Origin of the sequence: Micromonospora sp. NPDC005220, from assembly GCF_040607895.1 — a bacterium.
Classification (GTDB): domain Bacteria; phylum Actinomycetota; class Actinomycetes; order Mycobacteriales; family Micromonosporaceae; genus Micromonospora.
This window is the reverse complement of record NZ_JBEXHP010000026.1, coordinates 13,640-31,449: the sequence shown is the minus strand read 5'-3', so window position 1 is coordinate 31,449 and position 17,810 is coordinate 13,640. Positions and strand designations below refer to the sequence as shown.

The following is a 17,810-nucleotide window of genomic DNA, read 5'->3' as shown; positions in this document are numbered from 1 at the left end:
GCGCCGGCACCGCGACTGCCCGCGTCGTCAGATTGGCGAGGTAGGGTCGGGGCCGATTCGGAAGGGGTGCCGAGTGATCGACGTTCAGCACTGGCTCTCGGCGCTGCCTCCGGGCGTGATCTACCTGATCGTCGCCGGGGTGATCGGCGTGGAGAGCATGGGCGTCCCGCTGCCCGGCGAGATCGTCCTGGTCAGCTCCGCCCTGCTCGCCGCCGCCGGAGTGGTGGAGCCGGAGTGGGTGGCCAGCGCGGCGGCGTTCGGCGCCATCGTCGGCGACTCCGTCGGGTACGCCGTCGGCCGACGCGGCGGCCGTCCACTGCTCGCCCGGCTGGGCAGACGGTTCCCCAAGCACCTCGGCCCGGCGCAGCTCGCCCGTGCCGAACAGAGCTTCGCGCGGCACGGGATCTGGGCGGTCTTCTTCGGCCGGTTCGTGGCACTGCTGCGGATCCTGGCCGGCCCGCTCGCCGGTGCGCTGCACGTGCCGTACCGCCGCTTCCTGCTGGCCAACGCGGCCGGCGGGCTGGTCTGGGCCTTCGGCACGACGTACCTGCTGTACTCGGTTGGCCGCGCGGCCGAACACTGGCTGAAGGACATCTCCTGGGCCGGGCTGGTCCTCGCGGTGCTCGCCGGCCTCGGCAGCACCTGGTGGCTGCGCCGCCGCGCGCACCGCCTGGCGTCGGCCGACGATGTCTCGGGCTCGGCGGCGGCCGGTGGCGTCTCTGGCGTGGAGTCGGCCGGCGGTGCCTCTGCCGTGGAGTCGGCTGGCGGCGCCTCGGGCCTGGGGGCGGCTGGCGGTGTCTCTGACCTGGGGGCGGGCGAGGTGGCGCGCGGCGGTCGGTCGGCTGCGGTGGCTTCCGGCGACGATCCGATCCGCGCGGGCAAAAAGCACTGACCTCAGGGCACTGACCTCAGGGCACTGACCTCAGGGCAGCCGAAGGGCCGGGCCCCGTGGTGGGGTCCGGCCCTTCGGCGTTGGGTGGTGCTCAGCTGGTGGCGTAGCCGCGGGTGGCGATCCAGTCGGCGAGGTGCTCGACGGTGACCTCGTAGGAGGCGGTGTTCGGGTCGGCGGAGTCGGCGATCTTGACGATGTTGCCGTTGTCGCGGTAGCCGACGACGCTGATGTAGTGCCCGCCCTCGAAGGAGTGGATACCACCGTCGGTGTCAGTGGTGGTGCCGGCGATGTTGGCGACCACGGCCCGGCCGTCGTCAACCGTCTTCACCACGTCGGCGCGCAGCTTGTCGGTCTGCTTGGTGTCAGCGGCGGGGGTGCTGATCTCCACGGACCGGTAGGCGTCGTTCTTGCCGGTCTCCTTGTTCAGCACCGGGGTGATGTCGTTGATGGAGTTGGTGCCGGCCTCGGTGGTGCCCATCTCCTTGGCCATGGCGTCGACGCTGATGTCCTTGCCCTGTACGGACAGGGCGTTGCGGGCGGCGGCGGGGCCGCAGTAGTAGAAGTTCGGCTGGGCTTCGTAGCGCACGCCCAGCTGACGCTCACCCGACGGCTTACGGTCGGTCTGGGTCTGCGAGGTGGGCTTGGCGTCCGACGCGGCGTACGCGGCGGTCACCGGGCCGGCGATGGCGCCGCCGGTGAAGGCGAGACCAGCAGCGGTCAGGGCGGTCTTACGGATCAGATCGGTACGCATGATGGCGTGCTCCTCTGCATCGGGGGTGCCGCACGGTGCTGCAACTGGGGGTCGGTGCGACCGTGCGGGGGAAGTTCACGGCAACGTCGGCGATCCGGGGGGACCTGCTCGGGCGTTGCGGGGGATGTAACCGGGGCGGCCGGTCGGGTGTTCCCGGCGGCTGCCGCGCCTCACGACCTGGACAGTCGCGGTGGCGTGCCAGGTATAACGACCCCGCCCGGCCCCCGATTCCGCCCCCGGAGTGGCCCCGACCACCCGACACCCCAGGCCAAACCCGACAATCCACCCACCCCGCTGACCTGGCCAACCGGACACCACGGCCATCACGGGGTGATCGACTCGGCTTCCTGGAAGTCGCGGTGTCCGGGTGCCGGGGATACCCCGACACCATGAAAACCGAGTGGATCATGTTGTTCTGCGGGGTTCGTGCGTACCCCGACCGAAGGGGCAAAGGGTCGTGCGGCCCAGTCCGGCCAGGAGGCGGCGGCGCCCGTTCGCCCGCCCGGCCCCCGATTCGCACCGAGGTACCCCCAACCACCTGACATTCCGTAACGAACCCGACAGGTCGCGAACCTAGGCGCTCACCGCGTACGACGCCCACAACCACCCGAGGCCCAGCCCGAGCGCCTGGTAAACCGGCGAGGAGGCAGCGCGCCGTGCGGACCGCCGCATGATCGTGCTCGATCCAGGAAAGAGGCCCCTCCCCACGCGGAGGAGGCCGCTACAACAAGGATCGAGCACGATCATGCGCGGGCGCGCCACCTGGAAACGGCACAGCGCAGGTCAGGTCGCGTCGAGTAGCTCCAGGACCGCGTCGCGGGCGGCCAGTACGGCTGTCTCGGATTGCGGGCCGTGGTCGAGGATGTCGAAGGAGTGCTGCCCGTCCGGCACCTCGATCACCCGCATCGGCCAATCTTGGGCGGTTGCCGCCGGGAGGAACGCGTCGATGCCGGCCAGGACCGGTGGGATGTCCTGGCCGGCCCGGGTCAGCACCAGTGGCACGCCAGTGCCGGATTCGAGGGCTTCGACCGGCAGGAACCGAGGGTCGACCTCCCAACCGGGGAACGGGATGAGCAGCGGGTACGTCAGTGCGATCCCGCGTAGCCAGGGCGGCGGGACGCGGAGCCAGTCGGCCGCGAAGAGGCCGCCGCCGGAGAAGAACCACAGCACCACCCGCTCGGAGTCGACCCGTGGATCGGCGCGGACCTGCTCGACCATCGCGGCGATGTCGTCGGCTGCGGCGGGCAGCGCCGACAGTTCGGACACCTGGTAGCTGACCAGCGCGGTGACCACGCCGCTCGCGGCGAGCAGTGCGCCGTAGCCGCGGTAGAGCAGCCAGTCGCGAGGGTCGGGTGCGTCGGGCGGCAGCGGAGCGCCGTGCACCACCACGACTGCGGGTGCGGGACCGGTGTGGGTGGGCAGGTGCAGGTCGACGTTGCCGTGTCGTTCGACCGGCGCGGCCGGAGTGGACAGGACGAAGGGCCGTTGCGCTACGGGCGTCGTCATCTGCCCATGGTATCGATCATCAATCGGCCCGGATGACCCGACGACGATCTACAGGGGACGGTTGTCAGGCCGGGTCGCTGGGCTTCGCGGCGTCGCTGGCCTGGGCGTGTCGCTCCAGTAGCCGCTGCCGGATCTCCTCCGGGGTGTACGCGCGTCGACGCCGTTCGGCCCGCGCGATGACCACGCCGGAGGCCGCGACGCCGGCGAGACCGGCCAGCCCGAGAACCTTCCACCACCGCATTCGTTGCCGCATCGGCCTAGGCTAGACCCTCATGAGCATCAGCCTGGATGAGGCCGTCGAGTTGACCCGCACCGGTGACGTGTGGGTGTTCCGGGGTCGCAGCGCGCCGGACCGGGCGATCCAGTTCACCACCAACAGCCCGGTGAACCATGTCGGAATGGCGGTGGTGTTGGACGACATGCCGCCGCTGATGTGGCACGCGGAGCTGGGCAGGTCGTTGCCGGACCTGTGGTCGGGCACCCACCAGCGGGGCGTCCAGCTGCACGACCTGCGGGACGCGGTCTGCGTGTGGGCCAACCGGTACGGCCAACGGGCCTGGCTGCGGCAGCTCGACCCGCCTGCCGACGGGGAAATGGAACGGGCGGTGCTGCGGACGATCGCGCGGTTGGACGGCACGCCGTTCCCGTCGACCGCCCAGTTGGCGTGGCGCTGGGCGCGCGGTCGGGTGCCGGCGCTGCCACGTCCCGGCCGGCTGTCCGCGCTGGCGCGCCCGATCAGGCTGCCCGCATTGCCGCGCCCCGGCTGGCCAGCACTGGCCCCCCGGCCAACCCCCACCAACTCACCCAACGCGACCGGCGCAGCCAACGCGACCGGCTCACCCAACGCGGCCAACGCGACCGGCTCGGCCAACTCACCCAACCCGACCGGGTCGGCGGGCTCCACCAGGGCCGCCAGTCCGGCCGGATCAGCGAAAGAGCGTGACCGGGCGCTGGAGACGGCGTACTGCGCCGAGGTGGTGGCGGTGACCTATGAGGCCATGGGTCTGCTGCCGGCGGGCCGGCGTCCAAACTGGTATGACCCGGGGCGGTTCTGGAGTGGAGACGACCTCGGCCTGGCCGCCGACGCCCGGTTGGGTTCGGAGATCGAGGTTCGGGTGCCCCCGCGCTGAGGTTTGACCTGGGCGATGACCGGCAATTGCTGTGACCGTGAACGCCTCCACGGATCTTGACACGCTGGCCGACTTCTTCGACCGGTACGGCGTGGCGCTGACCTCCGGCGATCTGCCGGCCATCGCCGGCTGTTACGCCCTGCCGGGGTTGGTGGTGGCCGACACCTACAGCTTCTCGTTCACGTCCGCGGCCGCGGTGGCGCTGTCCTTCGTGGGTGCCGCGCCCGACTACCAGGACCGGGAACTGGTCGCGGCCCATGCTCGCATCGGGGACGTGCAGCCGGTGTCCGCGCTGCTGACGATGGTGGCGGTGGAGTGGGAGTTCCTGGACAGTCGGGGGCAGGCGGTGCCGGGCGAGCGGTACCGCTACCTGCTGCGTATCTCGGATGAGGGACCACTGATCTGCACGGTCGTCCGGACGGGCTGACCGACCGGGGCCGGTCGGCCCGATCCGTACCCGCCCGGTTTCCGGTCCGTGCGGCGCTGGCTACGCTGTCGCGTCGGTGGGGGACGAGGGGAGACCTGATGGCGGTGCGGCCGGAGGGTGCGGCAGATTCGCGTTCGGCGCGGGTGTTGGCGTCGGTGCCGTGGATCGTGGTGCTGCTCGGTGTGTGCGCGCTGGTGGTGCTCCTGGTGGTCGCGCTGCTGTCGTTCCGGACCAGGGAGCGGGACGCCCCGTCGCAGGCCGCGCCTCCGGCGTTCCTGCCGACCGTGCCGGCCGCCGCGTCGGCCACCGGTGGGCCGACCCCGGTCGGTGTGGAGCGGCGCTCGGCGTCGCCGCGCCCGTCGCGTAGTAGCCGGACGCCGTCGCCGCGGGCCACCGTGACCGCCTCGCCGACTTCGGGTCGGACGAGCGCCCTGACGGCGCCGACGGCATCGGCGGACGGCACGGTCAGCGCCAGGTACCAGGTCGGTTCGAACGGCTGGGACGGGGACGCGGCGGTGCTGTCGATCGCCAACAAGTCGAGCCGGTCGGTGGACTGGCAGGTGGAGTTGACGTTCGACGACGACACGTGGGCTCTGCGAGTTCTTGATGATTCGGGCGTCTCGGTGCGGGGGCGCGGGCACGGGGAGTTCGTGTTGCGCGGCACCCGTTCGCTGGAACCGGGTGACTCTCGGACGCTGCGGCTGCGCGTCGGCTGGGGTGAGTCGGCGCAGCGACCGCTCAAGTGCACGATCAACGGGGTCGACTGCCGGATCGGCTGAGCTGGAGTCGGGTCGGTGGCCCGGGGGCGTCGCGCCGCCGAGGCTTCCCGGCCCGGCCGCCGATCGCTACGCTGCGCGGACGGTTCGCTGAAGGAGGTACATGTCCGGCATGCGCCGTGTTCCGCGCCCGCCGCACGGCCCGGTCGCGATCGCCACGTCGCCCTGGATCGTGGTGGGTGCCGGTGTCGTCGTGATGGTGGTCCTGCTCTTCGTGGCCCTGGGCGCGTACCGGGGACGTAGCCCCGCGCCGGACGGTGCGCAACCGCCGGCGCTGCCGGTGCCGTCCGCGGTGGTGGCGCCGAGCGTGCCCACGTCGGTGCCGTCTCCGGTGCCGGCGCGGCCGGGGGTGTCCGGGCGGGCGAGCGGGCTGCCGCCGAGCGCCGCAACTGGCTCCGGTTCACCGTCGGCCGGCCCGACTGTCGCTCCGACCGGAAGGCCGACGGCGACGGGGTCGCCGAGCCGGGCGGCGCAGCCGGCGATGACCGGGCGGTACCGGGTGGTGCAGAGCTTCGACGGGGGTTTCATCGGCGAGGTGTCGATGGTGAACACATCCGCGCTGAGCCGTGGGTGGACGGTGCGGTTGGAGTTCTCCGGTGGGCGGCTGGTGACCGCCTGGGTGGAGGGCGTCCCGCAGGGGACGATCCAGCAGCGTGCCGACGGCTTCACGTACGTCAGCGGGGTTGACGTGTCGCCCGGCGGTTCGGTGTCGTTGCGGTTCCACATGGAGCGGGCGTCGCACACACCTCGGGAGTGCACGGTGGACGGGGTGCGCTGCGGCGGGCTCTGACTGGCGCTTCCGCAAGGATGCTGCTTTGTTGCGACTATGTTTGCAAGGTATTGCAGAATGTTTCGGCAAGGGTTAGCGTGCGGCCAATCAGCGACCAGAGGAAGGCGTCGATGAAACCCCCGCCGATACCGCGTACCGCCCTGCTGGCCCTTGCGTCCCTGCTCACCATCACGCTCGTCGGCGCTCCGGTCGCCGTGCAACCCGCCGCCGCGGGCCCCCAGCTGTCCGATCGCGCCCCACTTGCGACCGGCGGCGCTACCCAGTGGCGCGACGAACCCACCGCCGAGGCGCTGCTGAAGGCCGGCGGCAACTCCGCCCGAGCCGAGCAGTTCTACTTCGTGCTGCCGGACCGGTTCGCCAACGGAGACCCCCGCAACGACCGGGGTGGCCTCACCGGCGACCGGCTGCAGACCGGCCTCGACCCCACCGACAAAGGCTTCTACCACGGCGGCGACCTCAAGGGCGTCATCGACAAGCTCGACTACATCCAGGGGATGGGCACCACTGCCATCTGGCTCGCCCCGATCTTCAAGAACCGGCCGGTGCAGGGCACCGGCAACGACATCTCGGCCGGCTACCACGGCTACTGGATCACCGACTTCACCCAGGTGGACCCGCACTTCGGCACCATGGAGGAGATGAAGCGGCTGGTCAAGCTCGCCCACCAGCGCGGCATCAAGATCTACCTCGATGTGATCGTCAACCACACCGCCGACGTCATCAAGTACGCCGAGGACAAGTACGCCTACGTGGACAAGGCGACCTCGCCGTACACCGACGCGCAGGGGCGGGCGTTCGAGGACCGCAACTACGCCGACGGCAGCCGCGCGTTCCCGCCGGTCGACAGGGAGTCCTTCCCGTACACGCCCACGTTCGCCGAACCGAAGGACGCGAGCGTCAAGGTCCCGGCCTGGCTGAACGACGCCACCATGTACCACAACCGGGGTGACTCCACCTTCGCTGGCGAGAACAGCGAGTACGGCGACTTCTTCGGCCTCGACGACCTGTGGACCGAGCGTCCCGAGGTGGTCCGGGGGCTGACCAAGGCGTACGGGGACTGGATCGGCGCGACAGGCGTCGACGGGTTCCGGTTGGACACCGTGAAGCACGTCAACATGGACTTCTGGCCGCAGTTCAGCCAGGGCATCGAGCGGGCCGCCGAGAAGGCCGGCAAGAAGGACTTCTTCATGTTCGGCGAGGTGTACAGCGCCGACCCGGAGATCAGCTCCAGCTACGTCCGGCAGGGTGGCCTGCCGGCCACCCTCGACTTCGCCTTCCAGGAGGCCGCGCGGGGATTCACCGCGGGCGCCGGTTCGGCGAAGGCACTCGCCGACGTGTACGCCCGCGACGACCTCTACGCGGCCCGGGAGACCGACGCGGGCCGGTTGACCACCTTCCTCGGCAACCACGACATGGGCCGGATCGGCTCGTTCATCGCCAATGGCGGCACCGACCCGGCCAGCCACCTGCGTCGCGACCAGCTCGCCCACCAGTTGATGTTCCTGACCCGTGGCCAGCCGGTGGTCTACTCCGGCGACGAACAGGGCTTCACCGGCCCGGGTGGGGACAAGGACGCCCGCCAGGACATGTTCGCGTCGAAGGTCCCCGACTACCTCGACGACGACCTGCTCGGCACCGACCGCACCCACGCCAGCGACCAGTTCGACAGTGCCCACCCGCTGTACCGGACCATCGCCGACCTGGGCCGGCTGCGCCAGGCACACCCGGCGCTGCGCGACGGAGTGCAGGTCACCCGGTACGCGGCCGACGGGCCGGGCGTCTTCGCCGCCTCCCGGATCGCCCCGGCCGACCGCACCGAGTACGTGGTGGCGGTGAACAACGCCGACACCGCGCAGACTGTCACGGTGGACACCTGGTCGGCCGGTGCCACCTTCACCGGCATCTACGGCGGCTCGGGCGCTACCCGGGCCGGCGACGACGGTGAACTGACCCTCACCGTGCCGCCGCTGTCGGCGGCGGTGTACCGGGCCGGCAGCCCGATCGCACCGGCGGCCGACAAGCCGACCATCACCATCACCAGCCCGGCCCCGGACGCGCTGGTCGCCACCCGGGCAGCGGTCACCGCCACGGTGACCGGCGACCCACTGGCCACCGTCACCGTCGCGGCCCGGGTGGCCGGCGGCCGGTGGACGCTGCTGGGCAGCGCCGACCACGCCCCGTACACCGTGCAGCACGACCTGACCGGCCTGGCCGGCGGCACCCGGGTCGAGTACAAGGCGGTGGTCCGCGACGGCCGGGGCCGGACCGCCACCGCCCGGTCCACCGCGACCGTCGGCACCCCGGCGCCGGGCAGCTCCCGGGAGTGGGCGGTGGTGCACTACCAGCGGCCCGCCGGCGGGTACGACGACTGGGGGCTGTACGCCTGGGGGGACATCGACCCGGCGTACGTCACCGAGTGGCCCAAGGGGCAGCCGTTCGCCGGGGAGGACTCCTACGGCCGGTTCGCCTGGGTGAAGCTCAAGCCGGGCGCGACGACGGCGAACTTCCTGGTGGTCGACAAGGCTGGTACGAAGGACGTCGCCCAGGACCGCAGCATCGACGTCACCCAGACCGGTGAGGTCTGGCTCAAGCAGGGCGACCCGGCGATCTACCCGACCAGGCAGGCGGCCACCGGCGAGCCGGACCCGCCGGTCGAGGAGGGCACCGCCGTGCTGCACTACCGGCGGGCCGACGGTAACTACGACGGCTGGGGCCTGCACCTGTGGGACGGCGCGGCCAACCCGACCGAGTGGTCCGCGCCGTTGAAGCCCGAGAGGACTGACGCATTCGGGGCGGTGTTCCGGGTGCCGCTGGCGGCCAACGCCACCGGCCTGAACTACATCATCCACCGGGGCGACACCAAGGACCTGCCCGACGACCAGCGGCTCGACTTCGCCAGCGCCGGCCGGGAGGTGTGGCTGCTCGCCGGCACGCCGGGCCGCCTGCTGCCGTCGACGGCCACCACCGCCAGCGGGGACACCGACATCAGCAAGCAGAAGGCGCACTGGATCGACAGGTCCACCGTGGCGTGGCAGACACCCCCGACCGACGGCAAGACGTACGCGCTGGTCGCCGCGCCCAACGGCGGGGTCAGCGTGGTCGACGGCGAGCTGACCGGCACGTACACCACGTTGCCGCTGCGGGCGCAGCGCAACGGGCTCACCGAGGCCCAACGCGACAGGTTCCCGCACCTGTGGTCGTACCGTAGCTTCGCCCTGGACCGGACGGCGCTGGCCAAGGTCCCGGCGGCGCTGCGCGGGCAGTTGCTGGTCACCGAACGCGACGCCGAGGGGGCGCTGCTCGCCGCGACCGGCGTGCAGATCCCCGGCGTGCTCGACGACCTGTACTCCCGGGCGGCCGACGCCACCCTCGGGCCCACCTTCGCGGGCCGGACGCCGAGCCTCGCGCTGTGGGCGCCGACCGCCCGGAGCGTGGCGCTGCACCTGTTCGACTCGCCCACCGCCACGCCGAAGACGGTGCCGATGCGGCGCGACGACCGCACCGGCGTCTGGTCGGTACGCGGTGACCACACCTGGACCGGCAAGTTCTACCGGTACGAGGTGCAAGCGTGGCAGCCGGCGGCGCAGCGGGTGGTCACCGCGTCGGTCACCGACCCCTACTCGGTGGCCCTCGCCGCGGACTCCACGCACAGCCAACTCGTCGACCTGAACGACCCGGCGCTGGCCCCTCCCGGGTGGCGCACGCTGCGCAAACCGGCACCGGTGCCGGCCGCGAAGGCGCAGATCACCGAGCTGTCCGTGCGGGACTTCTCCATCGCCGACGAGACCGTGCCGGCCGAGCGGCGGGGGACGTTCCTCGCGTTCACCGAGCCGAAGAGCGCCGGCATGACCCACCTGCGGGCGCTCGGCGACGCCGGGGTCACCCACCTGCACCTGCTACCGGCGTTCGACTTCGCGACCATTCCGGAGAAGCGGGCCGACCAGCGCCAGCCGGCCTGCGACCTGGCGGCGCTCCCGCCAGACTCGGCCGAGCAGCAGAAGTGTGTCGCGGCCGTCGCCGAAACCGACGGCTACAACTGGGGGTACGACCCGCTGCACTACACAGTGCCGGAGGGCGGCTACGCCGTCGACCCGGCCGGTGCGGCGCGCACCTCCGAGTTCCGGCGGATGGTCGCCGGGGCCAACGACGCCGGGCTGCGGGTGGTCATGGACGTGGTCTACAACCACACGTCGGCGGCCGGCACCGACCCGAAGTCGGTGCTCGACCAGATCGTGCCCGGCTACTACCACCGGCTCCTGGAGGACGGCACGGTGGCCAACTCCACCTGCTGCGCCAACACCGCCCCCGAGCACGCGATGATGGGCAAGCTGGTGGTCGACTCGCTGGTCACCTGGGCCAAGCAGTACAAGGTGGACGGTTTTCGGTTCGATCTGATGGGTCACCACCCGAAGGCGAACATCCTGGCCGTCCGCAAGGCCCTGGACAAGCTGACCGTCGCCCGCGACGGCGTGGACGGCCGGTCGATCCTGCTCTACGGCGAAGGCTGGACCTTCGGCGAGGTCGCCAACGACGCCCGTTTCGTGCAGGCCACCCAGGCCAACATGGCCGGCACCGGCATCGGCACCTTCAACGACCGGCTGCGCGACGCGGTGCGCGGCGGTGGACCGTTCGACGCCAACCCACGGGTGCAGGGCTTCGCCTCCGGCCTCTACACCGATCCGAACGGCGACCCGGTCAACGGGTCACCGGCCGAGCAGAAGGCCCGGCTGCTGCACGCCCACGACCTGATCAAGGTGGGGCTCACCGGCAACCTGCGCGGCTACCGGTTCACCGACACCGCCGGGCGGCAGGTCACCGGGGAGCAGGTCGACTACAACGGCTTTCCGGCCGGCTACACCGCGGCGCCGGGCGAGGCCGTCACCTACGCCGACGCGCACGACAACGAGATCCTGTACGACGCGTTGGCGTACAAACTGCCGCAGGCCACCACGGCGGCGGACCGTTCCCGGATGCAGGTGCTGGCACTGGGCACTGTGGTGCTGGGACAGGGAACCGGGTTCGTCACCGCCGGCACCGAACGGCTGCGGTCGAAGTCGCTGGACCGCAACTCGTACAACTCCGGTGACTGGTTCAACCAGATCCGCTGGGGCTGTGCACGCGGCAACGGGTTCGGCGCCGGTCTGCCCCCTGCGGCCGACAACGAGGACAAGTGGTCGTACGCGAAGCCGCTGCTGGCCGACCCGGCGCTGGTGCCGGGCTGCGACGCGATCAACACCACCGACGCCCGGTACGCCGAGTTGCTGCGCATCCGGGCTTCGTCGCCGGTGTTCGGGCTGGCCACCGCCGAGCAGGTGCAGCAGCGGGTCGCGTTCCCGCTGTCCGGTGCGCAGGAGACGCCGGGTGTGCTGACCATGACGCTGGACGCCCGGGGGCTGGACGGGAAGTGGAAGTCGGTGACCGTCGTCTTCAACGCCACCCCTGGGGCCGCGAAGCAGACGGTGACCGGCCTGCGCGGGGCGAACGTGGCGCTGCACCCGGTGCTGCGGGAGTCCGCCGACCCGGTGCTGCGGACCGCCTCGTTCGACCAGGCGAGCGGCACGTTCACCGTGCCGGCGCGCAGCGTGACGGTCTTCGTCCAGAACTGATGCCACGACGATCCGGCCCCCTGCCACCGAGGTGGTAGGGGGCCGGACCCTGCGTGGATCCGTTCGCTGACCGTCGGTCAGTTGAAGCAGTCCTTGACGGTGCCGGCGCAGTTGGTGGGGTCGTTGTTGGTGATGGTGGACTTTTCGTCGAGGCGGACCTTGCCGTCGTTGTTGAGGATGCCGCCGGCGACTCGGTGTTTCTTGGAGGAGTCGGTGGCGGTGTTCTTGGTGACGTGGGTCTTGGTCAGGGTGACTGTGCCCTTGTTGTTGAAGATGCCGCCGCCGTTGAGGGCGGTGTTGGCCTTGATTTCGGTGTCCCGCAGGGTGAGGCGGGCGTTGTCGTTCTTGTCGTCCTTGTTGTCCTTGCCGTCGTTTTCCTCGAAGCCTTCCTTGAGCTTGACGTCGGGGTCGCCGTTGAAGATGCCGCCGCCGAAGCGTCCGGCGGTGTTCTCGACGATCTCGCTGTCGGTGATGGTGGCGGTGGCTTCTTGTTCCTTGTTGTCGCCGCTGTAGGACGGGTCTTCCTTCTTCTTTTCTTCGCTGCTGGTGTTGGCGATGCCGCCGCCGTCCTTGCTGGCGTGGTTCTTGGCGACGGTGACCTTCTCGAGGTCGAGGTTGGTGTTGCGGGCGTAGATGCCGCCGCCGCTTTCGCAGGCGGTGTTCTTCACGATGGTCGACAGGACGATCTTGACGAAGCCGCTGGAGCTGAACACGCCGCCGCCGTTGTCGTTGGCCGTGTTGCCCTCGATGAAGGTCTTGAAGATCTCCACGCTGCCGGCCTCGTCGCGGCCCTGCACGCCTGGCCAGTAGTCGTTGTTCTTTTCCTTGTCCTTGCCGTGTTCTTCTTTCTTGCCGCGGCCGTTGGCGATGCCGCCGCCGTTGTCGCCGGCGGTGTTGTTGGTGATGCGGGACTCGCGATCCCGCTCGTGGGAGGACTCGTTCTTGCCGTCGGCGGACGCGCCCTGGCCGTGGGAGGGCCAGTCCTTGTCGTCGGAGGACCCCTTGACCTTGAGGACGCCGACGTTGAAGATGCCGCCGCCGTTCTCCTGGGCGTGGTTGTTCTCGACCTCGCTGTCGTCGAGGTCGACCCGGCCGAAGTTGGCGATGGCGCCGCCGTTGCCTTCGGCGTTGTTGCGGGTCAGTTCGACCTTTACCAGGTGGGCGCTGCCGCCGCGCTCGACCAGCAGCGCACCGCCGTCCGCGTCGCCGTCCTTCTTCTTCGGCGGCGTGGGCTTCTCCGGGGCCGCCGGAGAAGCATCGGCAGCCTGAGGAACGTCAGCAGCCTGCGCAGCGCCGGGAACCTGCGCACCGCCGGGAACCTGCGCAGCGCCGGGAACCTGGGGACCGCCGGGGCCCTGCGAACCGCCGTACTTGAACTCGGCGGCGTTGCCGTCCTTGACGGTGAGATCCTTCAGGGTCAGGTCGCCGCCGTCGGCGACCCGGAAGATCCGGAACGCGTCCTCGGAGTCCCGCTTGATCGTCGCGTCGTTGCCCTTGATCGTGATCTCCTGCCGGATCGTCGGCAGACCCGTGCCGGACTTCTTGTCGGCGAAGCTCAACTCGTAGGTGCAGTGCGGGGCCAGCTTCAACGTGCCGCCCTGGTCCCGGTTGGCCAGATCGATCGCCTCGATCAGCTTCTCATCGTCACAAGGCACCTCCCGCACCCTGCCGTGCTCATCCCGGTCCTCGCCACGCTCGTCCCGGTCCTTGCCACGCTCATCCCGGTCCTTGCCACGCTCATCCCGGTCCTTGCCACGCTCGTTCCGGTCCTTGCCACGCTCGTCCCGGTCCTTACCGTCGCCCTGGCCTGCGGTCGGGCCGGCATCGCTGACGTTCTGCTTCGGCGCCGCCTGCGAGTCGCTGGCCCGCTGTGCGTCGTCGGACTTGTTGTCACGGGCAGCCAGCCCGCCCAGTGCCGCCAGACCGACGACGCCGGTCAGGCCGGCCACGCCGGTGGCGACCCACAGCTTGCGTCGCCTAGTCGACGGCGCGGCCGCTGGGGCCCCGCCGTCGGGAGTCGTTACGTCGTTGGACATCAGAGCCTTCCGCCCTTTCCTGCTACCAGACGGGCTCGTACCACCCGAGCGGCACGAGCAGCTACAAATGGGTTGTAGCCTGTTATCCACACCGTATGAGAAGGATCCTCGCAAGGCGGACGTATCCGAAAAAAGCCCGCATTCGCCTCACGTCGGCCGGGGTGGATACACCGGGGCGCAGGGCGTGAAGAAAGGTCCTGGGCAGCGCAAACAGCGGCGGGCCCCGCCACCGGTGTCAGGACGACGGAAAACGTCGCCGACACCGGGGGCGGGGCCCGCCGGGGGTCGTACCGGGTCAGCCGGGCAGGCGCGGGCCCGCCTCGCGCTGCTCGGCCAGCCAGGTCTCCACCTCGTCGGAGCGGCGCGGCAGGCCGGCCGACAGGTTCACCGCGCCGGTCGCGGTGACCAGCACGTCGTCCTCGATGCGGATGCCGATGCCGCGCAGCTCGGCGGGGACCAGTTCGTCCTCCGGCTGGAAGTACAGACCGGGCTCGACGGTGAGCACGTAGCCCTCGCCCAGCGCGCCGTCGCGGTACGTCTCCTTGCGGGCGTTGGAGCAGTCGTGCACGTCGATGCCGAGCATGTGGCCGAAGCCGTGCAGCGTCCACCGCCGGTAGACGCTCGACTTCTCGTCCATCGCCTCGTCCACGCTCACCGGCAGCAGACCCAGCTCGGCCAGGCCCTCGGCGAGCACCCGCATGCAGGTCAGGTGGACGTCCTTGAACTTGACGCCGGGGCGGATGGCCTCGATGCCGGCCTGCTGCGAGGCGTACACGATGTCGTAGACCTGGCGCTGAAGCGCGGTGAATCGGCCGCTCACCGGCAGGACCCGGGTCACGTCGGCGGTGTAGAGGTTGCGCCCCTCGACACCCATGTCCATCAGCAGCAGGTCACCCGGTCGGGTGGCGCCGTGGTTGTGCACCCAGTGCAGGATCGTGGCGTGCTCGCCGGCGCCGACGATTGAGCTGTACCCGACGTCGTTGCCGTCGTGGCGGGCGCGCAGCGCGAAGATGCCCTCCAGCAGCCGCTCGGAGACCGCCCGGTCGGCCGGCAGGATCCGGGCCACGTCCTCGAAGCCGCGGACGGTGGCGTCGATCGCGTCCTGGAGTTGGCCGATCTCCCACTCGTCCTTGACCAGCTTCAGCTCCGAGATGGCGATGGCCAGCTCCCGGTCGCGGGCCGGCTGCCCCTCGGCGTGGGGTCCGTCGTAGGGGCGCACGGCCGCGTCCACGTGGGCGTCGAAACCGCGCAACACCCGGGTACGCCCCGGAGCGAGGTCGGCCAGCGCCGCGTCCAGGCCGGTCAGGTCGGCGGTGGGCAGGCCCAGTTCGGTGGACTTCTCGGTGAGCGTGTGCCGCCGGCCCACCCACAGCTCGCCGTGGCGGCTGCGGAAGAACTCGTCGGTCTCCCGCGACGAGCGGGGCCGCATGTACAGCGTCGCGTCGTGGCCCGAGCCGTCCGGGCGCAACACCAGCACGCTGTCCGGGTCGTGGTCGCCGGTCAGGTAGGCAAAGTCGCTGCCCGGCCGGAACGGGTAGGTCGTGTCGTTGGCGCGGACCTTCTCGCCGCCGGTCGGGATGACCAGCGTCTCACCGGGGAAGGCGGCCGAGAGCGCGGCTCGCCGCTTGGCGTAGTTGGGGACCTCGGAACGCGGCGTGACCGGGAGTTCGGTGTCGCGCCAGCCCTGCCGCATGAACGACAGGAACGCCTCCGGGAAGTCCGGATCGTGCGATTCCGTACCGTCCGTTGGCGTACCGTCGGTGCGTCCCTCGGTCATTGCGCCGCTCCCTCCGCTTCGTTGCTGGTCCCGACGGTACCGCGCGCCCGGTCGGCGGTAACGCCCCCGGGGAGTCGGGCGGATCGACGGACGGCTGCGAGGGCCGACAGCGCGCGTGGAAAGATGGCCACCATGTGCGGACTTCTGGCCTTCTTCAGCGCGAACGGCAACGCCGCCGCGCATCGCGACCACATCGCCGGAGCGTTGGAATGCCTGCATCACCGCGGCCCCGACGAGACCGGGGTCGAGGTGGTCGGCGACGCCTCCGGCCGGTACGCGGACGGCGTGTTCGCCCACAAGCGGCTGGCCATCATCGACGTCGCGTCGAGCCACGAGCCACTGCCCTACGCGAACGGCCGTTACCTGCTGACCTTCAACGGTGAGATCTACAACTACATCGAGCTGCGCGAGGAGTTGATCAGGAACTTCGGCGCCCAGTTCGCCACCGCCGGTGACGGCGAGGTGATCGTGGCGGGCTACCACTTCTGGGGTGAGCAGGTGCTCACCCGGCTGCGGGGCATGTTCGCCTTCGTCATCTGGGACCGCCAGGAGCGCCGGGCGTTCGGGGCCCGCGACTACTTCGGCATCAAGCCGCTGCACTACCTGGAGACCGCCGACGGCCTCTACCTGGCCTCGGAGAAGAAGGCGCTGCTGCCGTTCGCGCACAGCAACTACCAGGGCGACGCGGGCGTCGACACGGCCAACCTGAGCCACTACCTGACCCTGCAGTACGTCCCCGAGCCCGGCACCCTGCACAAGGGGATCAGCCGGATCGGCTCGGGGGAGTACCTGAACTGGACCCCGGGCGGCCGGATCGACGTACGCCGGTGGTACCGGCCGGTGTTCCGGCCGGCGCCGGTCGACGACGAGCAGAAGCTCTACCACGAGATCCGCGAGACGCTGCGGGAGAGCGTGCGCATGCACATGCGCTCCGACGTGCCGGTCGGCTCGTTCCTGTCCAGCGGCATCGACTCGACCGCGGTGGTGGCGCTGGCCCGCGAGTTCAACCCGAACATCCTCACCTTTACCGTCGGCTACGACGTGCCGGGTTACTCGGAGATCGACGTCGCCCAGGATTCGGCCCGGCACCTCGACGTCACCACGATCCCCACCAAGATCGGCCCGCAGGACATGATCGACGCCCTGCCGAAGATCGTCTGGCACCTGGATGACCCGGTGGCCGACCCGGCGCTGGTGCCGCTCTACTTCGTGGCCAAGAAGGCCGCCGAGCATGTCACTGTGGTGCTCTCCGGTGAGGGCGCGGACGAGTTCTTCGGCGGCTACACGATCTACCGGGAGCCGCTGTCGCTGGGCAGCGTCAACGGACTGCCCGGCGGGGTGCAGAAGGGGCTGCGCGCGGTCTCCAAGGCGATCCCGCAGGGGGTCAAGGGCAAGAGCTTCCTGGAGCGCGGCACCACCCCGATCGAGGAGCGTTACTACGGCAACGCCCGGATGTTCACCGAGGAGGAGAAGCAGCAGCTGATGCGCCGCTACGACCCCTCGGTGCGCTACACGGACGTCACCGCCCCGATCTACGCCGAGTGCACCGAGCTGGACGACGTCACCAAGATGCAGTACGTCGACCTCTACACCTGGTTGCGCGGCGACATCCTGGTCAAGGCCGACCGGATCTCGATGTCGCACTCGCTGGAGGTGCGGGTGCCGTTCCTCGACCGTGAGGTCTTCGACGTCGCGGCGAAGATCCCGGTCGACCTGAAGCTGCCACCGCGCTCCGACGCCACCAAGTACGCGATGCGTCAGGCGTTGCAGGGTGTCGTGCCGCCGGCCATCGTCAACCGCAAGAAGCTGGGCTTCCCGACCCCCACCCGGGTGTGGCTGCGCGGCGAGATGTACGAGTGGGCCCGGCACGTGCTCAGCACCTCGGGCGCCGGTGACCTGCTCGACCTGTCGTACGCGCTGCGGCTGCTCGACGAGCACAAGCGGGAGGAGGCCGACCACTCCCGCAAGGTGTGGACGGTGCTGATCTTCTGCATCTGGCACGCGATCTTCGTGGCCAAGACGCTCGACCCGGGCATCCAGCGCAACCAGTCCGCGCTGCTCACGAAGCCGGTGGTCGGTTCCATGGTCCGCTGACGCGGTCCGGCACCGATGCCGGTCC

12 protein-coding genes are annotated in these 17,810 nt (G+C 70.5%); 7 read left to right on the top strand and 5 right to left on the bottom strand.

Annotation, left to right across the window (positions count from 1 at the left end; translation table 11 throughout):
• Positions 1–73: 73 nt before the first annotated feature.
• Positions 74–892: a DedA family protein gene (locus ABZU52_RS13610; RefSeq protein WP_354971359.1), complete on the top strand. Its 819-nt coding sequence runs from the start codon at positions 74–76 to the stop codon at positions 890–892.
• Between the two features lie 91 nt (positions 893–983).
• Here the strand turns inward: ABZU52_RS13610 and ABZU52_RS13605 are convergent, their stop codons facing one another.
• The 3 genes from ABZU52_RS13605 to ABZU52_RS13595 form a co-directional block, all read right to left on the bottom strand.
• The gene (locus tag ABZU52_RS13605; protein WP_354971358.1) at positions 984–1,643 is read right to left on the bottom strand and encodes a C39 family peptidase; all 660 of its coding nucleotides are present in this window, start codon (positions 1,641–1,643) and stop codon (positions 984–986) included.
• A 783-nt stretch (positions 1,644–2,426) separates the two neighbouring features.
• Positions 2,427–3,149 (bottom strand): hypothetical protein, encoded by a 723-nt coding sequence (locus ABZU52_RS13600; protein WP_354971357.1) that lies wholly within the window; start codon positions 3,147–3,149, stop codon positions 2,427–2,429.
• Positions 3,150–3,213: 64 nt separating this feature from the next.
• Positions 3,214–3,402 carry a hypothetical protein gene (locus tag ABZU52_RS13595; protein ID WP_354971390.1) on the bottom strand — a complete coding sequence of 63 codons (189 nt, stop codon included), beginning with the start codon at positions 3,400–3,402 and terminating at the stop codon, positions 3,214–3,216.
• Positions 3,403–3,421: 19 nt separating this feature from the next.
• Here ABZU52_RS13595 and ABZU52_RS13590 point away from each other — a divergent pair, with 19 nt between their 5' ends.
• The 5 genes from ABZU52_RS13590 to pulA all read left to right on the top strand — a co-directional run bounded on the left by ABZU52_RS13590 (position 3,422) and on the right by pulA (position 11,878).
• Positions 3,422–4,279, top strand: a complete 858-nt coding sequence (locus ABZU52_RS13590) for a hypothetical protein (RefSeq protein ID WP_354971356.1) — start codon at positions 3,422–3,424, stop codon at positions 4,277–4,279.
• A gap of 37 nt (positions 4,280–4,316) precedes the next feature.
• Positions 4,317–4,706 (top strand): hypothetical protein, encoded by a 390-nt coding sequence (locus tag ABZU52_RS13585; protein ID WP_354971355.1) that lies wholly within the window; start codon positions 4,317–4,319, stop codon positions 4,704–4,706.
• Between the two features lie 98 nt (positions 4,707–4,804).
• The gene (locus tag ABZU52_RS13580; protein WP_354971354.1) at positions 4,805–5,485 is read left to right on the top strand and encodes a hypothetical protein; all 681 of its coding nucleotides are present in this window, start codon (positions 4,805–4,807) and stop codon (positions 5,483–5,485) included.
• A 100-nt stretch (positions 5,486–5,585) separates the two neighbouring features.
• Positions 5,586–6,272, top strand: a complete 687-nt coding sequence (locus ABZU52_RS13575) for a cellulose binding domain-containing protein (protein ID WP_354971353.1) — start codon at positions 5,586–5,588, stop codon at positions 6,270–6,272.
• 110 nt (positions 6,273–6,382) lie between these two features.
• The gene (gene pulA, locus ABZU52_RS13570) at positions 6,383–11,878 is read left to right on the top strand and encodes a pullulanase-type alpha-1,6-glucosidase (protein ID WP_354971352.1); all 5,496 of its coding nucleotides are present in this window, start codon (positions 6,383–6,385) and stop codon (positions 11,876–11,878) included.
• A gap of 77 nt (positions 11,879–11,955) precedes the next feature.
• Here the strand turns inward: pulA and ABZU52_RS13565 are convergent, their stop codons facing one another.
• Positions 11,956–13,914 carry a hypothetical protein gene (locus tag ABZU52_RS13565; RefSeq protein WP_354971351.1) on the bottom strand — a complete coding sequence of 653 codons (1,959 nt, stop codon included), beginning with the start codon at positions 13,912–13,914 and terminating at the stop codon, positions 11,956–11,958.
• Positions 13,915–14,209: 295 nt separating this feature from the next.
• Complete coding sequence (locus ABZU52_RS13560) at positions 14,210–15,691, bottom strand: aminopeptidase P family protein (RefSeq protein ID WP_354971350.1); 1,482 nt, start codon at positions 15,689–15,691, stop codon at positions 14,210–14,212.
• Positions 15,692–15,823: 132 nt separating this feature from the next.
• Here ABZU52_RS13560 and asnB point away from each other — a divergent pair, with 132 nt between their 5' ends.
• The gene (gene asnB, locus ABZU52_RS13555) at positions 15,824–17,785 is read left to right on the top strand and encodes an asparagine synthase (glutamine-hydrolyzing) (protein ID WP_354971349.1); all 1,962 of its coding nucleotides are present in this window, start codon (positions 15,824–15,826) and stop codon (positions 17,783–17,785) included.
• The last annotated feature ends 25 nt before the right edge of the window (positions 17,786–17,810 follow it).